This window comes from Sulfurivermis fontis (assembly GCF_004001245.1).
Taxonomy (GTDB): domain Bacteria; phylum Pseudomonadota; class Gammaproteobacteria; order Thiohalomonadales; family Thiohalomonadaceae; genus Sulfurivermis; species Sulfurivermis fontis.
Genome location: NZ_AP018724.1, coordinates 2,352,363 through 2,368,130, shown reverse-complemented (window position 1 = coordinate 2,368,130; position 15,768 = coordinate 2,352,363). Strand labels below are relative to the sequence as shown.

The 15,768-nt window shown below is 65.1% G+C and carries 12 protein-coding genes; 5 read left to right on the top strand and 7 right to left on the bottom strand.

Annotation, left to right across the window (positions count from 1 at the left end; genetic code table 11):
• Positions 1–53: 53 nt before the first annotated feature.
• From EP379_RS11990 to EP379_RS11980, 3 genes are all read right to left on the bottom strand, one after another.
• The gene (locus EP379_RS11990) at positions 54–386 is read right to left on the bottom strand and encodes a hypothetical protein (RefSeq protein ID WP_127478030.1); all 333 of its coding nucleotides are present in this window, start codon (positions 384–386) and stop codon (positions 54–56) included.
• A 4-nt stretch (positions 387–390) separates the two neighbouring features.
• The gene (locus EP379_RS11985) at positions 391–831 is read right to left on the bottom strand and encodes a DNA polymerase III subunit chi (protein ID WP_127478029.1); all 441 of its coding nucleotides are present in this window, start codon (positions 829–831) and stop codon (positions 391–393) included.
• 143 nt (positions 832–974) lie between these two features.
• Positions 975–2,471, bottom strand: a complete 1,497-nt coding sequence (locus tag EP379_RS11980; protein ID WP_127478028.1) for a leucyl aminopeptidase — start codon at positions 2,469–2,471, stop codon at positions 975–977.
• Between the two features lie 99 nt (positions 2,472–2,570).
• On the opposite strand from EP379_RS11980, the gene lptF reads away from it, so the two are divergent.
• Together lptF and lptG are read left to right on the top strand one after the other, a co-directional pair.
• Positions 2,571–3,653: an LPS export ABC transporter permease LptF gene (gene lptF / locus EP379_RS11975; protein ID WP_172600466.1), complete on the top strand. Its 1,083-nt coding sequence runs from the start codon at positions 2,571–2,573 to the stop codon at positions 3,651–3,653.
• A complete protein-coding gene (gene lptG / locus EP379_RS11970; protein ID WP_127478026.1) occupies positions 3,650–4,714 on the top strand; it encodes an LPS export ABC transporter permease LptG in 1,065 nt (354 codons plus the stop codon). The genes lptF and lptG overlap by 4 nt, the downstream gene beginning before the upstream one ends.
• Positions 4,715–4,716: 2 nt before the next feature.
• Here the strand turns inward: lptG and EP379_RS11965 are convergent, their stop codons facing one another.
• Positions 4,717–5,838, bottom strand: a complete 1,122-nt coding sequence (locus tag EP379_RS11965; RefSeq protein ID WP_127478025.1) for a FecR family protein — start codon at positions 5,836–5,838, stop codon at positions 4,717–4,719.
• Positions 5,839–5,849: 11 nt separating this feature from the next.
• Positions 5,850–7,217, bottom strand: coding sequence for a surface lipoprotein assembly modifier (locus EP379_RS11960; protein ID WP_172600465.1), 1,368 nt, complete (start codon positions 7,215–7,217; stop codon positions 5,850–5,852).
• Between the two features lie 144 nt (positions 7,218–7,361).
• Between EP379_RS11960 and can the strand changes: the two genes are divergently transcribed.
• The gene (gene can / locus EP379_RS11955) at positions 7,362–7,994 is read left to right on the top strand and encodes a carbonate dehydratase (protein WP_127478023.1); all 633 of its coding nucleotides are present in this window, start codon (positions 7,362–7,364) and stop codon (positions 7,992–7,994) included.
• 351 nt (positions 7,995–8,345) lie between these two features.
• On the opposite strand, the gene EP379_RS11950 is transcribed toward can, so the two are convergent.
• Entirely contained in the window at positions 8,346–8,786 is a 441-nt protein-coding gene (locus EP379_RS11950) for an RDD family protein (protein ID WP_232023904.1), read from the bottom strand.
• 188 nt (positions 8,787–8,974) lie between these two features.
• Here EP379_RS11950 and EP379_RS11945 point away from each other — a divergent pair, with 188 nt between their 5' ends.
• Positions 8,975–10,888, top strand: coding sequence for an LTA synthase family protein (locus EP379_RS11945; RefSeq protein WP_127478022.1), 1,914 nt, complete (start codon positions 8,975–8,977; stop codon positions 10,886–10,888).
• Here EP379_RS11945 and EP379_RS11940 read toward each other — a convergent pair.
• Entirely contained in the window at positions 10,881–11,579 is a 699-nt protein-coding gene (locus EP379_RS11940; RefSeq protein ID WP_172600464.1) for a phosphatase PAP2 family protein, read from the bottom strand. The genes EP379_RS11945 and EP379_RS11940 overlap by 8 nt on opposite strands.
• A 217-nt stretch (positions 11,580–11,796) precedes the next feature.
• Between EP379_RS11940 and purL the strand changes: the two genes are divergently transcribed.
• Entirely contained in the window at positions 11,797–15,696 is a 3,900-nt protein-coding gene (purL, locus tag EP379_RS11935; RefSeq protein ID WP_127478020.1) for a phosphoribosylformylglycinamidine synthase, read from the top strand.
• Positions 15,697–15,768: the final 72 nt, after the last annotated feature.

The window sequence follows — 15,768 nt, the reverse complement described above, 5'->3', positions numbered from 1 at the left end:
GTTGATGCGAGACCTAGATACAGGAAATGGGGCGGGATTATACCCGATGGGGGCTATTTCAGCAGGTTGCGTATGCGCAGCTCGTCGCGCAGGGCGCGCTTGAGCTCCAAGCGGATGCGCGGCATTTCGCGGTCGATGACCTTGTCGACGAGGGCCTCCAGCTCTGCCTGCGAGGGCAGGGCCGGGGAGGTTGCGGGCGCAGGAGCCGGTTCCGGTGGCGGAGCGGCGGTGGGCTTGCTGTCCTTTCCCGAGGCGACCACCTCGTCGAGCAGCGGGATGGCGTCCTCCGCCTTGGGCGGCGCAGGGGGGCGGGTGGCCAGCAGGGCGCGGACCCGGTCCAGTTCGGCGAGGATTTCGGCGGCGGATTTCTTGGTGTGGTCGGTCATCGTCTCATCCCTGAGCGAGGGTGTGCGTTTCCAGCGGGTAGCCGCGGTCGCGGTAGAACTTGTAGCGGGCACGGCCCTGCTGTCTGGCCTGTTCATCGGCGGGAACGATCTCGGCGACGCGCTGGAAGCGGCTGAAGAACAGGGGCACCTCGGCGGCCAGGTTGATGAGCACCTCGTCGTGCACCTCGGGCTCGCCGCCCCAGCCGATGTGGATGGGGGTGAGTGTGTCCGCCGGTATGCCCGCTTCCAGTTTCTGGTGCGGCACGAAACTGCCCTGGCGGAAGGTCCACAGCAACTCATCGAGCCGTTCCGCTTCGCGTTCGTCGGCGGTGTGGATATAGACCCGGTGGCCGGTCAGCCAGGCCTTTTCCGCCACGCGGCAGGCAATCACCCGACCATCGGCCGGCTGTTTGCCTTCGAGGATGTAGAAATCGATGCGGGTCATAAGAACACAGGTACGAGATACGAGGGAAAAGGTGCGAGGACGGGAGTGCGCTGCGCGCACACCGGTGTTGATTCAATACGGCACGAGCGTAGCGAGTTCATTCCTCGTCCCTCGCCCCTCGTATCTCGTCCCTTATCCATTATTTAGGCACCACTTCTGTGAAGTAGATACTGCATGAGCAAGGGAACAGGCCGGCCGGTGGCGCCCTTGCCGTTGCCGCTTTTCCAGGCGGTGCCGGCGATGTCCAGGTGGGCCCAGGTGTATTCCTTGGTGTAGCGGGCCAGGAAGCAGGCGGCGGTGATGGTGCCGGCCTCCTTGCCGCCGATGTTGGCCATGTCGGCGAAGGGGCTCTTGAGCTGTTCGTCGTATTCGGGCCACAGCGGCATCTGCCAGGCGCGGTCGCCGCTGGCTTGGCCGGCGGCGAGCAGGGCATCGACCAGGCCCTGGTCGTTGCCGAGCAGGCCGGAGGCGTGGGCACCCAGGGCCACCACGCAGGCGCCGGTGAGGGTGGCGATGTCGATCACCACCGCCGGATCGAAGCGCTTAGCATAGGTCAGTGCGTCGCACAGGATCAGGCGGCCCTCGGCGTCGGTGTTGAGGATTTCGATGGTCTGGCCGGACATGGAGGTGACGATGTCGCCGGGCTTGTTGGCGGCGCCGTCGGGCAGGTTCTCGGAACTGGGCACCACGCCCACCACGTTGAGCGGCAGCTCCAGCTCCGCCACCGCCTGCATCACGCCGAGGACGGTGGCGCCGCCGCACATGTCGTATTTCATCTCGTCCATGGCGGCCGCCGGCTTCAGGGAGATGCCGCCGGCGTCGAAGGTGAGGCCCTTGCCCACCAGTACCACCGGCTTGTCCTTCTTCTTGCCGCCCTGGTATTCCAGCACGATGAGGCGCGGCGGCTGGCGGCTGCCCTTGGCCACCGAGAGCAGGGCGCCCATGCCCAGCTTTTCCATCTCCTGCTCGTCGAGGATGGTGGCCTTGAGTTTCTTGTTGTCCTTGGCCAGTTGTTCGGCCTGCTCGGCGAGGTAGCGCGGGGTGCAAATGTTGCCGGGCAGGTTGGCCAGGTCCTTGGTCAGCTTCATGCCGGCCTGGATGGCCTGGCCCTGACGCACCGCCTCCCTGGCCACCTTCTCCGCCGCGGCGTCGGCCACCAGCAGGGACACCTTCTTGACGTGCGGCCTTTCCTTATCGTCCTTCTTGCTCTTCAGCTGGTCGAACTGATAAATCACGTTGCCGGCCAGTTCCACGGTCTGCCGCACCTTCCAGGCCAGGTCGCGCTCCTTGACCTCCAGTTCGGCGAGAGCGAGCAGTGCGTCCCTGGCGCCGGTGCCCTTGAGGGCCGTGAGGGCGGCAGTCAGCAGCGTGCGGTAATCGGCGGCGGAGAGCGCCTCGCCGGCCTTGCCGCAGCCCACCAGCAGTACGCGCTCGGCCTGGTCGCCGACATGGTGCAGCAACAGGCTGTCGCCCACCTTGCCCTTGATGTCGTCGCCCTTGAGGGTACGCGTGATGAGGCCGCCGCAGGCGGCATCCAGGGCGGCGGCGGCGGGACTCAGCTTGTGTTTTTCATGCACGCCCACCACGATGCAGGCGCTGCGTTGTTTTTCTACCGGACCGTGCTTGACGGAAAACTCCATGAAAGTCTCCTGACAATGTTTGATTGGGGGCCGTGCCAGCGGCCATGGCTATAGCGTAAACTTGTCTGCCCCCGCCCACCATAACGGATTGCTAATTCCTTGATTATCCGACGCTACCTCCTGCGCGAGATCGCTGCCACCTTTGCCGGGGTGGCATTGCTGCTGTCGCTGATCGTGCTCAGCGGCACCTTCGTGCGCGTGCTGTCCGAGGTGGTGGAGGGAACCTATCCCGCTGATGTAATGCTGGAGCTGTTCGCTCTCAAGAGCTCGGCCAATCTGGTGTTCATCATGCCGCTGACCTTCTTTCTGTCGGTCCTGCTCGCCCTGGGGCGGCTGTATCGCGACAGCGAGATGACCGTGCTGTTTGCCTGCGGCATCGGTCCGCAGCGCATCTATCGCAGCGTCGGCCTGCTCTCCCTGCTGGTGGCCCTGGTGCTGGGGGCCCTCGCCCTGCTGTTCGTGCCGTGGACCAAGGAACGGGCCGCCCGTCTGCAGGACGAGGCCGGGGCGCGTTCCGAGATCGAGGGGCTGACGGCGGGACGCTTCAACCTGTTGGGTGAGGGCGGCCTGCTGGTCTATCTGGAGGGGATCTCCGACGATCGGCGCGAGATGATCGAGGTGTTCTCCCGTGGCGAGATGGATGCGCGCCAACAGGTGTTGAGTGCGGCGCGGGCCCAGCAGCAGGAGATCGATGGCGATCGTTACCTGGTGTTCTACGATGGCTACCGCTATGACGGCCAGCCGGGTACGCCGGACTTCCGCGTCATTCAGTTTCGCGAGCATGGCATCCGCCTGCAGGAGCGCGAGGTGGTGGCCAGCGAGCGGCCGCGCCAGGCGCTGCCGGTGGCGGTGCTGTGGCGCAGCGGTGCCGCTGCCGACATGGCCGAGTTGCAGTGGCGCCTGACGGTGCCGCTCAGCACCCTGGTGTTCGGCCTGCTGGCGGTGCCGCTGTCGCGCAGTTCACCGCGCGAGGGGCGCTACGGCCGTCTGGCCGAGGCGATCCTGATCTACATCGTGTACAGCTATCTCATCTTCGCCGCCAAATCGGCCCTGGCCCGGGGTGAGATCAGTCCGTGGCTCGGCCTGTGGTGGGTGCACGGCCTGGGTGCGGCGCTGCTGCTTGTCATCCTGTGGCGCCAGCGGCGTTTGCCGGGGCCGCGCCGCAAGGCGGTGCACGCATGAGGATCCTCAGCCGCTACATCGGCCGTGCCGTGCTGGTGCAGACCCTGATGGTCATGGCGGTGCTGCTGACCATTTATTTCTTCATCACCCTGATGGATGAATTGGCCGCCGTCGGCCAGGGACGTTATTCCATCGTGATGGCGCTGCAATATGCCTTGATGCTGCTGCCGCGCCAGCTCTATGAACTGTTCCCCATGGTGGCCCTGCTCGGCGGCATGCTTGGTCTCGGCACGCTGGCCAGCAGCAACGAGCTGACGGTGATCCGGGCGGCAGGGGTGTCGGTGCGGCGCATCATGCTGGCCATGATGAAGATGGCCTTGCTGCTGATGCTCGCCGTGGCGCTGATCGGTGAACTGGCCGCGCCGCAACTGGAGCAGAAGGCACAGATAATGCGCGCGCAGGCGCTGAACAAGGGGGTCAGCCTCAACGTCAGGGGCGGGCTGTGGGTGCGCGACGGCGATACCTACATCAACGTGCGGCGACTGTTGCCGGAAGGCACGGCCTATGACGTGTCGCTGTATGTGTTCGACAAGGAGCAGCGGCTGCTGGAGATGATCGATGCCCGTTCAGCGGTGTATGACAAGGGGCAGTGGGTGCTGCGCAAGGTCACGCGCAGCCGCGTCGATCATGCCGGCGTGGTGAGTGAGGAACTGCCCCGCCTGCCCTGGCGTACCGTGCTGAGCCCCGCGGTGATCAGCGTGGCGGCGCTGCCGCCGGACAAGTTGTCCATCGCCGAGCTGGCCGGTTATGTGGATTACACGCGCAGCAACAGCCTGGATGCGCGGGTGTATGAGCTGGCGCTGTGGACGCGGGTGGTGGCACCCTTCGCAACCGCCGGCATGATGCTGCTCGCCGTGCCCTTCATCTTCGGTTCCCTGCGCAGCGTCAGCATCGGCCTGCGCATCACCGTCGGCGGCCTGCTCGGCATCGGCTTCCACCTGTTCAACGGCGTGTTCGGCCGCATCGCCCTCGTCTACGACCTGTCGCCCTTGCTCAGCGCCGCGATGCCCACCCTGGTGGTGTACGGGCTGTGGTGGGGGCTGATGCGGCGGGTGCAGTGAATTCATGGGCCAGCCAAGCCACTTAATTCAAAAACTATCGTTCCCTCGACTTCCTTGCTGCCATCGGCATAGTCGAAATTCAAGATGGCGCCTTCGGCCGTCGGACCAAGCAATCCACCGGAAACATTCAAGTCTGAAATTGGTGTGATTTCATCATCACCCGTACCTGTAAACAGGGTAGTGCCACTCAGAAAATCGCCCATGAAAGTTAAATTGATATCTGAGTTTGGCATTGTGGGAAAAATGATATTGGCATAACCGTTTAGTGTGGCGTTGGCGAAGTACACAGACATCCCCGCCGAACTGATCTGCCCTTGGTTGCCAAATTGATCAGTGGCCGAACCACCGGTTCCGTTATAGAACCCCACCAGGTCTTGGGCCGCAAAGTCATCGAAGACGCTGCGAGGCGTGAACAGCATGGCGGGGATGTCGCTGTCAGAAGAGGTTTGTTCACCGGCGACATACACGGGCGTGCCGCTGCCGTCGTCGGCCGGCGGCAGCAGCAGCGGCGGCGTATCGATGGGCTGCGGCGGTGTCTCGCGGTTGGCGACGAAGGCCGCCTGACCGATGGCCAGTTCGATGATGCCGGCAGGATTGGCGACATAGATGATACCGTCCTGGGTGCTGACATACAGGCCGTCGGGTTGTGGCTGGCCATTGACGGGGGCGCAGTCGCCGGAGCAGTAGCGCAGGGTGAAGCCGGTGCCGCGGATGCCGATGGTGGCCACCGGGGTGGTGACGCTGTAGGTCTCGCGCGAGCGCACGCCGATGGTGCCGGTGATGGCGCGCAGACCGCCCTTGAGCAGGCTGAAGGCCGCCTTGTCGCCCCCTTCGCCCGGTGCGGCGAAGCTGTACTCGTCGACGACAAAACGGCTGTATTCCTGCAACGACACCAGGCCGCCGTCCGTGAAGCGCACCTGCAGTTTGCCGGCCCCGGTGATCAGCGTATCGCCGCTGTTGATGGCATCGCCGCGGCGCAGGGTACGGCTGATGCTTTGCGCATCCTCGGCGCTGGCCTCGCCGCTGGCGAAGAGGATCTTGCCGGCGCTGGCCCAGGCGCCGCTGCTTCCCAGCAGGCAGAGCAGGGTCAGGGTTTGCAGGTGGCGGAGAAGAGACAGGTTCATGGTCGTTCTCCCTAACGGAAATCACGACGCAGCGACAGCATCATCTGTGTGCGCTCGTATCGGGTGATGGGGATGTTGGAGTCGTTTTTGCTGTGGCGCAGCTGGGCGCGCCATGACCAGTCCTTGGTCGCCTTGTAGGTGGCCGTGAGGCTGGCGTCATACAGGTCGTCCCTGCGCGTCTTCAGGAACAGCGGATCGTCGGCGCCGTAGCTGGCCGCCTGGTAGCTGCCCAACAGATTGAAGCCGATCTTCTGGCTGAGTGCATAGTTGACGCCCAGGCGCAGCCCCCAGAAATCCCTGCCGATGTGCCGGTAGTTGCCATCCTGTTCGTCGTCCGTGCCGCCGAACAGGCTGCTGTAAAACACCACCGGCGCGGTGGTCTGCTTGAGGGCATGGACCCATGCCGCGCCGATCATGGTCGTGTTGACATCGCGGGTCTGTTGCTCCGGATAGTGCTGGGTGGCATATTGCATGAACAGCGAGCCCTGGTTGCGGGCGTCGAAGATGTGTTCCCACTGCAGGTTCAGCCCCGCCAGCGTGCGGTAGCGCTCGCCGTCGAGCCACAGCCCCTGTGTCTGCAGTGCGGCGATGTAGCGTTCGCGGCCGCTTTGCAGGCGCAGGCCGGCATGGGCATCGGCGGTGCCGATATTGAAGCGGTCGTAATCTGCGTTGCGGCGATCTTCGATGTTGCCGCCGACAAAGGCCTGCAGGTCGGGGCGCAGCTGGCGCCGGTAAGTGAGGCCGCCGCGCACGCTGGCAAAGCTGTCTGATTGCTCCAGTCCGCCCGGGTCGAGGGTGAACACCAGATTGCCCAGCGCGGGGATGGCTACCTGGCTGTCGCTGGTCGCGCTGTTGACGTTGCTGTCATGGCCAACACCGAGTTCCAGGTAGCCGCTCAGTTGATCGAGCTGGGCGTCGAAGCGTTGTTCGAGCACGTTGAGGTAGCGCGCAATGCTGCTGCGCACGGTCTCCGGCGGATCTTGTCGCAGCACCTGGCTGAATTCATGATGGGCCGCCTGGTTCTCGCCGATCAGAAAATAGGCGCGGGCCAGCTCGGCACGTGCCTGGCTGTGGTCGGGCTGCACGCTCAGGACGCGTTCGAGGGCGAAGACCGCCCGGGTGGTGCGATTGGATTGCAGCGCCGCGAGACCGAGCAGATAGTCGTATTCCACCTCGCCGGCCCGTGTATCCTCCTGCGGCGCCAGGAGCTGGTAGGCCTGTTCGCCCGCCCTGGCGTCAAGCAGTTGCCGGGCCTGGTCCAGTAACGCGTCGGCATGGGCGGTGCTGGTCAGCAGCAGTGCGGCGCAGGCCAGTATCCGCAGCATGGCGGGGGGGCGGCTCTTGTTGCCCGTACGCTGCGGGCGGTGCGCGTGATTCATCATGCTCTCCCTGTTTCGGCTGATTTTGTGGCGTCAACAATGAAAGCCTAGCAGTTTCTCCGCACCGGCGGAGACGGCACGGGATTTTTTTCCCGCCGCGGGGATAGGGTAGAATGCGCGACCCACCATTACTGGATACGCATCATGGCCGACGAGCTAGCCGACCTGTTCCAGAACAACCGCACCTGGGCCGCGCAACACCTCGCCCAGGACCCCGCGTTCTTTACCCGCCTATCGCAGCAACAGAGTCCGGAATATCTGTGGATCGGCTGCTCCGACAGCCGCGTGCCCGCCAATGACATCGTCGGCCTGGCGCCGGGTGAACTGTTCGTGCACCGCAACGTCGGTAACCTGGTCTATCACACCGACTTCAACTGCATGTCGGTGCTGCAGTACGCCATTGAAATCCTGCAGGTGAAGCACATCATCGTCACCGGCCATTACGGCTGTGGCGGCGTGCGCGCCGCGTTGCAGAACCGCGAGCTGGGGCTGATCGACAACTGGCTGCACAATGTGCGCGATATCTATGATCGCAACCGCACCCGGCTGGAGCGGCTGGACGAGGAGGCGCGCATCGATCGGCTGTGCGAGCTGAACGTGGTGCAGCAGGTGGCCAATGTCTGTCACACTACCATCGTGCAGCGTGCCTGGCACAAGGGACAGGCGCTGTCGGTGCATGGCTGCATCTACAGCATCAACGACGGCATCCTGCGCGACCTTGGCGTGCAGGTCAGCGGCGCGGACCAGCTGGCGCCGGTGTATCGCATAGAAGAATAGGCACGAGGTACGCGGGGAAAGGTGCGAGGAGTGAACTCGCTGCGCTCGTGCTGTTTTGAATTCAAACGACCGTGAGCGCAGTGCACACCGCCCTCGTGTCCCGTACCTTGTGCCTCGTGCTTGCCATGTGGCGGATTACCCTCTAAGGAAGGTCTGAATAAGTCCATCCTGGACTTCTCAGGTCGCTCCCGCCCCTCCCTGGGCTGCGCGACATAAGTCCATCCGTGGACAAAACCACGCCAAGCGAAAAGTGTGATTTTCGCTTGGCTTCATTTTTCAACGACTTATCGTCGTTGAAAAATGGCGGCACATCCCTGTGCCGCGGAAGCTCTGAACTTATTCAGAGCTTCCCTAAGGATTCCTTTCTCGGGCATCTGTCCTGACCAGGATGCTTTCCGACCAGCGGTCGTGCCAGGTCATCTTGTCCTTGTCCCACAGCGACCACCAGAAACCGAGGCCGAGGGCGGCCCAGGAGACCAGGGCGGTCATGAAGCGCAGCAGGGCCTGCATCCAGCCGATGGCGCGGCCGTCGTAAGTCTGCACACGGATGCGCCAGGTGCGCATGCCCAGGGTCTGTCCGCCGTGGGTCCAGAACCAGCCGAAGAACAGAAAGGCCGTCGCCAGCAGCCAGAACAGGGCCAGCGGATCGAAGCTGCCGTCACCGGCGCTGCCACGGCGCAGCAGGGTGTAGGGCACGAAGGCCAACAGCTCCACGCCGAGCAGCAGCACGGTGTCGTACAGGGCGGCGGCCAGACGGCGCAGCAGGGGGCAGGGGATGAATTCGGTGCTCACGATGGCAACCCGGTGTCCAGGATTCAGGGGCGCCACCTTACCGCTTTTCGGGTCAGGTTTGAACAGTTGTGTGACCGCCCCGGCATTTTGCCGCGTCGGCCGGTATTTGCGCTAAGGCAATTAAGCTTGTTTTAAGCCTTGCTCCGCTAGGCTGCCGCCACCGATTCTGTTCAGGTGGCGGAGAGACCATGGCGCGTAAACTGCAGTTCGATTTTCGGGGGCGCTATACGGCCGTGCTGGCCTATGTCGGCGTGTTCGTTGCCATTTCCTTTGTCATCCGTCTGGCCCTGTTGTGGAAGCAATGGGGCGATATCGACGCCGGGGTGTTTGGGCTGGTCAAGGTATTCGCCGTCGGCCTGCTCTACGACCTGATCACCGCCAATTATTTCGCCCTGCCCTTCGTGCTGTACCTGCTGCTGATCCCCGAGGCGGTGTTCCGCCATCCCCTGCATCGGCTGTGGCTGGAACTGGGTTATGTGGTGGCCCTTGCTCTGCTGCTGTTCATCGGTGTGGCGGAGTGGCTGTTCTGGGACGAGTTCGGCAGCCGCTTCAATTTCGTCGCCGTGGACTACCTCATCTATACCCAGGAGGTCATCGGCAATATCCGTGAATCCTACCCGCTGACGGCCCTGCTCAGCGGTATCGGCGCGGCGGCACTGACCCTGCACCTGCTCATCCGCCGCCATCTGTTGGCCGGACTGGGCCACCCGACCCGTCTGGCGGCGCGCCTGCGTCATGCCGCGGGCTTTGTGGTGGCGGCGTCGCTGGCTACCGTACTCGTCGACAGTTCCCTGGCCGAAGTGTCGGACAACCGTTATGAAAACCAGTTGGCAGGCAATGGTATCTACAGTTTCTTTGCCGCTTTTCGCAACAACGAGCTGGACTATGACACCTTTTACCGCACCGAGCCGGAGCCGGTCGTGCAGCAGCGTCTGGCGCAAATGCTCGGGGAGGGGATGTCGGGCGATGAGCTGAGCGCGTTACATGCCGTGCGCCGGCCGGGTGCCGAACGGCGGCTGAATGTCATGCTGGTGGTGGTGGAGAGCCTCAGCGCCGAGTTTCTCGGTGCCTATGGCGATGGCCACGGCCTGACGCCATACCTGGATGCCATCGCCGCCGACAGCCTGCGTTTCACCCGTCTGTATGCCACCGGCACCCGCACGGTGCGCGGCCTGGAGGCGGTGACACTGTCCCTGCCGCCGACGCCCGGCAGTTCCATCGTCAAACGGCCGCGCAACAGCGGCCTGTTCTCCGTCGGCTTGCTGTTCCGCGAACGCGGTTATGACACCCGCTTCCTCTACGGCGGCTACGGTTACTTCGACAACATGAATGCCTTTTTCGCGGGCAACGGCTACGAGGTGGTCGACCGCACCGACATGAGCGAGGCGGAGGCGCCTTTCGCCACCATCTGGGGGGTGGCGGACGAATACCTGTTCAACCGCGCCCTGGCCGAGGCGGATCGCTCCCATGCCGCGGGCCGCCCGTTCTTCCAGCAATTGCTGACCACCTCCAATCATCGTCCCTATACCTACCCCGACGGGCGCATCGATATCCCGTCGGGGACGGGGCGCGAAGGGGCGGTGAAATACACCGACTGGGCGCTGGGCAATTTCATCGCCCAGGCCCGGCAGCACCCCTGGTTCGACGACACCGTCTTCGTCATCGTCGCCGATCACTGCGCCAGCAGCGCCGGCCGGGCCGAACTGGAGGTGGCACGCTATCGTATCCCGTTGCTGATCTATGCCCCGCGCCATATCCGGCCGCAGCAGGTCGATGTGCTGGCCAGCCAGATCGATGTCATGCCCACGGTGCTCGGCCTGCTCAATTTCAGTTACGACAGCAAGTTCTTCGGTCAGGACTTGCTGGCCGCAGGCAGCGGCGGCCGTGCCCTGATCGGCAACTATCAGAAGCTGGGATATCTGCGCGATGACCACCTCACCGTGCTGTCACCGCAGCGACAGGTGAGTGCCTATGCCGTGGATGAACGCGGCCACTTGCGGCCCGCCGCGCCGGATGCTGCCGAGTTGGCCGATGCCGTGGCCCTGTATCAGGGGGCCAGCGCGCTCTATCACCGTGGACTGTTGGCCTGGGGCGTCAACTGACCGGCCAGACCTGCCGCCGGAAGACCCAGACATAGAGGCCGAGGGCGATGCCCCAGCAGATGAAGGCCGACCAGACATCGTGGGAGACGAAGTGCGCGCCGCGTACCCACTGGGTGGCGGCGAACACCGATCCCACGGTCAGGGCGGTGCCGAGTCCGGCCAGGGCCAGGCGGCGGTTGCGGCCGAGAAACAGGAAGTAGAGGAAGAACAGCGAAAAGCCGCCCGAAGAGTGGCCGCCGGGGAAGCAGACGCCGCGCGGCATGTCCGCCGGACGCGGGCTGAACACCGGGACATACTGGCGGTCGCCGCCGTACTGCTGCAGGCTCCAGGGACAGTCCACGTTGGAGTAGTGCTTGCCGAGGGCGACCAGCCCGGTGCCGAGCAGCATGCAGAGGAAGGCGTAGGCGAAGGTACGGCGCCAGCGCCGCAGCCGCGGCACGAGCCAGGAGCCGGCCAGGCCGAGCAGGACGACAACGGCGATCAGCTTGATGAAGTCGGCACCGCCGTCGTGCAGCACCTGCTGCGTCAGCCAGGTGTCGCCGATGCGCCAGCGTCCCCGTTCCGCGTCGTAGAGCAGGTCGCTGACGGTCAGGTCCAGGCCGGAAAACTGGCCCAGCAGGGCGAGGGGGAGAAACAGGGCGGCCGGCAGGAGGCCGTGCCACAGCCAGAAGCGTCGTGCAGTGTCGGTCATGTTCGGTGGACTCGCAGTCGGGGGCGCCATTGTTCCATGCCTTGCTGAATTTTTCATGAAGTCGTCTGCGGTGCGGCCGGGCGGGGCCCGCTCTGCGTTTTCCCTTTCCCCGGTTTGCCAGTATCATTGGCGCCTCGTCGCTGCCGGCTCCTGCCTCTCGCGACATACCGTCCATCCATGGACATATCCGAATCCTTACCGAAAGGCCTGCCCTGTCATGCTGCTGTTGCGCGGAAGTCCGGCTCTGTCCCCGTTTCGTCTGGAAAAGCTGCTGGCGCAGGTGCGCCGCGCCGTGCCGGGGGTGGAGCACCTCTACGCCGAGTTCGTCCACTTCGCCGACACGGAGCGGGCGCTCACCGACGCCGAACGTGCGGTGCTGGAACAGCTGCTCAGCTATGGTCCGCGCCTGACGGTGGAGGAGCCGCACGGCCGGCTGTTCTTCGTGGTGCCGCGCCTCGGCACCATCTCGCCCTGGGCCTCCAAGGCCACCGATATCGCCCACAACTGCGGCCTGTCCGTGGTGCACCGCCTGGAGCGCGGCGTCGCCTACTATGCTGCCAAGGCGGGCGCTGCCCCGTTCAGCGCGGACGAGGCCGCCGCCGTGGCCGCCCTGTTGCACGACCGTATGACCGAGAGCGTGCTGGATACCCTGGACGATGCGGCCGGACTGTTTCGCGTGGCCGAGCCGGCGCCGCTGCGTTCGGTGGACGTGCTCGCCGGCGGCCGTGCGGCCCTGGAGCGGGCCAACAAGGACTGGGGCCTGGCCCTGGCCGGCGACGAGATCGACTACCTGGTGGAGAACTTCACCGCCCTCGGCCGCAACCCGACCGACGTCGAGCTGATGATGTTCGCCCAGGCCAACTCCGAGCACTGCCGCCACAAGATATTCAATGCCGACTGGGTCATCGACGGCCAGGCGCAGGAGAAGTCGCTGTTCGGCATGATCCGCAATACCTATCATCACAACAGCCGTGGCATCCTGTCCGCCTACAAGGACAACGCGGCGGTAATCGAAGGTTTCGAGGCCGGCCGCTTCTACCCGTCGCCCGACAGCGGCGAGTACGGCTATCACCGGGAGCCGGTGGCGATCCTGATGAAGGTGGAAACCCACAATCATCCCACCGCCATTTCTCCCTTCCCCGGTGCCGCCACCGGCTCCGGCGGCGAGATCCGTGACGAGGGCGCCACCGGCCGCGGCTCCAAGCCCAAGGCCGGCCTGACCGGCTTCTCCGTGTCCAACCTGCGCATCCCTGGCTTCGAGCAGCCCTGGGAGACCGACCACGGCAAGCCGGGACGCATCGCCTCCGCGCTGCAGATCATGGTCGACGGCCCGCTGGGCGCCGCCGCCTTCAACAACGAGTTCGGCCGTCCGGCCATCAACGGCTATTTCCGCACCTATGAGGAGAAGGTCGCCGGCCCCAACGGCGAAGAGGTGCGCGGCTACCACAAGCCCATCATGCTGGCCGGCGGCCTCGGCAACATCCGCGTCGACCATGTGGAGAAGCAGCGCATCCCGCCCGGCGCGCAGCTGGTGGTGCTGGGTGGCCCGGCCATGCTCATCGGCCTGGGCGGCGGCGCGGCCTCCAGCATGAGCACCGGCCAGTCCCACGAGGACCTGGACTTCGCCTCGGTGCAGCGTGGCAATCCCGAGATCCAGCGCCGCTGCCAGGAGGTCATCGACCGCTGCTGGCAGCTGGGCGCCCAGAATCCCATCGTCTCCATCCACGATGTCGGCGCCGGCGGCCTGTCCAACGCCATGCCGGAACTGGTCAACGACGCCGGCCGCGGGGCGCGTTTCGAGCTGCGCGCCATCCCCAACGACGAGCCGGGCATGGCGCCGATGGAGATCTGGTGCAACGAGGCGCAGGAGCGCTACGTCCTTGCCGTGCGCCCGGAGGATATGGAGCGCTTTGCCAAAATCTGCGAGCGCGAGCGCGCGCCCTATGCGGTGATCGGCGAGGCCACCGAGGAGCAGCGCCTGGTGTTGGGCGACGGCCACTTCGAGAACACGCCCATCGACCTGCCGCTGGAGGTGCTGCTGGGCAAGCCACCCAAGATGCTGCGCGACGTGCAGCACAAGCCTTTCCACAAGAGCGAGCTGCGCACCGCACATATCGACATCAAGGACGCCGCCTACCGCCTGCTGCGCCTGCCCACGGTGGCCAGCAAGCACTTCCTCATCACCATCGGCGACCGCACCGTCACCGGCCTGGTGTGCCGCGATCAGATGGTCGGCCCGTGGCAGGTGCCGGTGGCCGACTGCGGCGTGACCGCCACCAGCTTCGACGTCTACACCGGCGAGGCCATGGCCATGGGCGAGCGCACCCCGGTGGCGCTGATCGATCACGCCGCCTCGGCGCGCATGGCGGTGGGCGAGGCGCTGACCAACATCCTTGCTGCGCGCATCGACGACATCTCGCGCATCGTGCTGTCCGCCAACTGGATGGCCCCGGCCGGTCATCCGGGCGAGGACGCTGGCCTGTATGCGGCGGTGCAGGCGGTGGGCATGGAGCTGTGCCCGGCGCTGGGTATCGCCATCCCCGTGGGCAAGGACTCCATGTCCATGAAGACGGTATGGGAAGACAACGGCGAGAAGAAGAGCGTCACCGCGCCGCTGTCGCTGATCGTCTCTGCTTTCGCGCCGGTGTCCGACGTGCGCAAGAGCCTTACCCCGGAACTGCGTAGCGACAAGGGCGACAGCGATCTGATCTTCATCGACCTGGGCAAGGGCAAAAACCGTCTCGGCGGTTCCTGCCTGGCGCAGGTATACAAGGAACTGGGCCACCACGCCCCGGACCTGGACGACCCGCAGCAGTTCAAGGCCTTCTTCGACTGTATCCAGGACCTGAACGCCAAGGGCCTGCTGCTCGCCTATCACGACCGCTCCGACGGCGGCCTGTTCGTCACCCTGGCCGAGATGGCCTTCGCCGGTCACACCGGCATCAGCGTCGAGCTGGATGGCCTGGAGGGCGACGCCGCCGCGCTCCTGTTCAACGAAGAACTGGGCGCAGTGATTCAGGTGCGCCACGTCGACACCGACGACGTGCTGGCCTATCTGCACGACGCCGGCCTCGGCCGGCACAGCTACGTCATCGGCACGCTCAATGACGATGACCGCATCGTCATAAGCCAGGATCGCATCGCACTGCTCGACGAGCCGCGCATCGAGCTGCAGCGCGCCTGGGCCGAGACCAGCTACCGCATGCAGGCACTGCGTGACAATCCGGAATGCGCGCAGGAAGAGTTCGACACCCTGCTCGATGCCGATGATCCGGGCCTGCACGCCGAGCTGTCCTTCGATATCGACGAGGACGTTGCCGCGCCCTTCATCCACAGCGGCCGGCGGCCGCGCGTCGCCATCCTGCGCGAGCAGGGCGTCAACGGCCAGGTGGAAATGGCGGCCGCCTTCGACCGCGCCGGCTTTGCCGCGGTGGACGTGCACATGAGCGACATCATCAGCGGCCGCGTGTCGTTGCAGGATTTCACCGGCCTGGTCGCCTGCGGCGGCTTCTCCTACGGCGACGTACTCGGCGCCGGCGGCGGCTGGGCCAAGTCGATCCTGTTCAATCCGCGCGCGCGCGACGAATTCGCCGCCTTCTTCCAGCGTGGCGACAGCTTCAGCCTCGGCGTGTGCAACGGCTGCCAGATGATGTCCAACCTGCACGAACTCATCCCCGGTGCCGAGGGCTGGCCGCGTTTCGTGCGCAACGAGTCCGAGCAGTTCGAGGCGCGCGTGGCGATGGTGGAAGTCGTCAAGTCGCCATCGCTGTTCTTCGCCGGTATGGAAGGCTCGCGCATGCCCATCGCCGTGGCCCACGGCGAAGGCCGTGCCGAATTCCCCGATGCCGACGGCCCGGTGGCCGCACTGCGCAATCAGCGTGTCGCCCTGCGCTGGGTCAACAACTATGGCGACCCCACCGAGATCTACCCGTTCAATCCCAACGGCTCGCCGCTGGGCATCACCGGCCTCACCACCGCCGACGGCCGCGTCACCATCATGATGCCGCACCCCGAGCGCGTGTTCCGTGCCGTGCAGCATTCCTGGGGCCCGGACGACTGGCTGGAAGACGGCCCGTGGCTGCGCATGTTCCGCAACGCGCGCGTGTGGGTGGGTTGATCGAGTTACACGATACAAGTGACAAGATGCAAGTAAATGCAGGTCGGGTTGGCGTAGCGCAACCCGACCTGC

What these genes read in the sequence shown, in the direction of transcription:
- EP379_RS11990 (WP_127478030.1), bottom strand. Translation starts at nt 386, where the DNA reads ATGACCGACCACACCAAGAAATCCGCCGCCGAAATCCTCGCCGAACTG.
- EP379_RS11985 (WP_127478029.1), bottom strand. Translation starts at nt 831, where the DNA reads ATGACCCGCATCGATTTCTACATCCTCGAAGGCAAACAGCCGGCCGAT.
- EP379_RS11980 (WP_127478028.1), bottom strand. Translation starts at nt 2,471, where the DNA reads ATGGAGTTTTCCGTCAAGCACGGTCCGGTAGAAAAACAACGCAGCGCC.
- lptG (WP_127478026.1), top strand. Translation starts at nt 3,650, where the DNA reads ATGAGGATCCTCAGCCGCTACATCGGCCGTGCCGTGCTGGTGCAGACC.
- EP379_RS11965 (WP_127478025.1), bottom strand. Translation starts at nt 5,838, where the DNA reads ATGAACCTGTCTCTTCTCCGCCACCTGCAAACCCTGACCCTGCTCTGC.
- EP379_RS11960 (WP_172600465.1), bottom strand. Translation starts at nt 7,217, where the DNA reads ATGAATCACGCGCACCGCCCGCAGCGTACGGGCAACAAGAGCCGCCCC.
- can (WP_127478023.1), top strand. Translation starts at nt 7,362, where the DNA reads ATGGCCGACGAGCTAGCCGACCTGTTCCAGAACAACCGCACCTGGGCC.
- EP379_RS11945 (WP_127478022.1), top strand. Translation starts at nt 8,975, where the DNA reads ATGGCGCGTAAACTGCAGTTCGATTTTCGGGGGCGCTATACGGCCGTG.
- EP379_RS11940 (WP_172600464.1), bottom strand. Translation starts at nt 11,579, where the DNA reads ATGACCGACACTGCACGACGCTTCTGGCTGTGGCACGGCCTCCTGCCG.
- purL (WP_127478020.1), top strand. Translation starts at nt 11,797, where the DNA reads ATGCTGCTGTTGCGCGGAAGTCCGGCTCTGTCCCCGTTTCGTCTGGAA.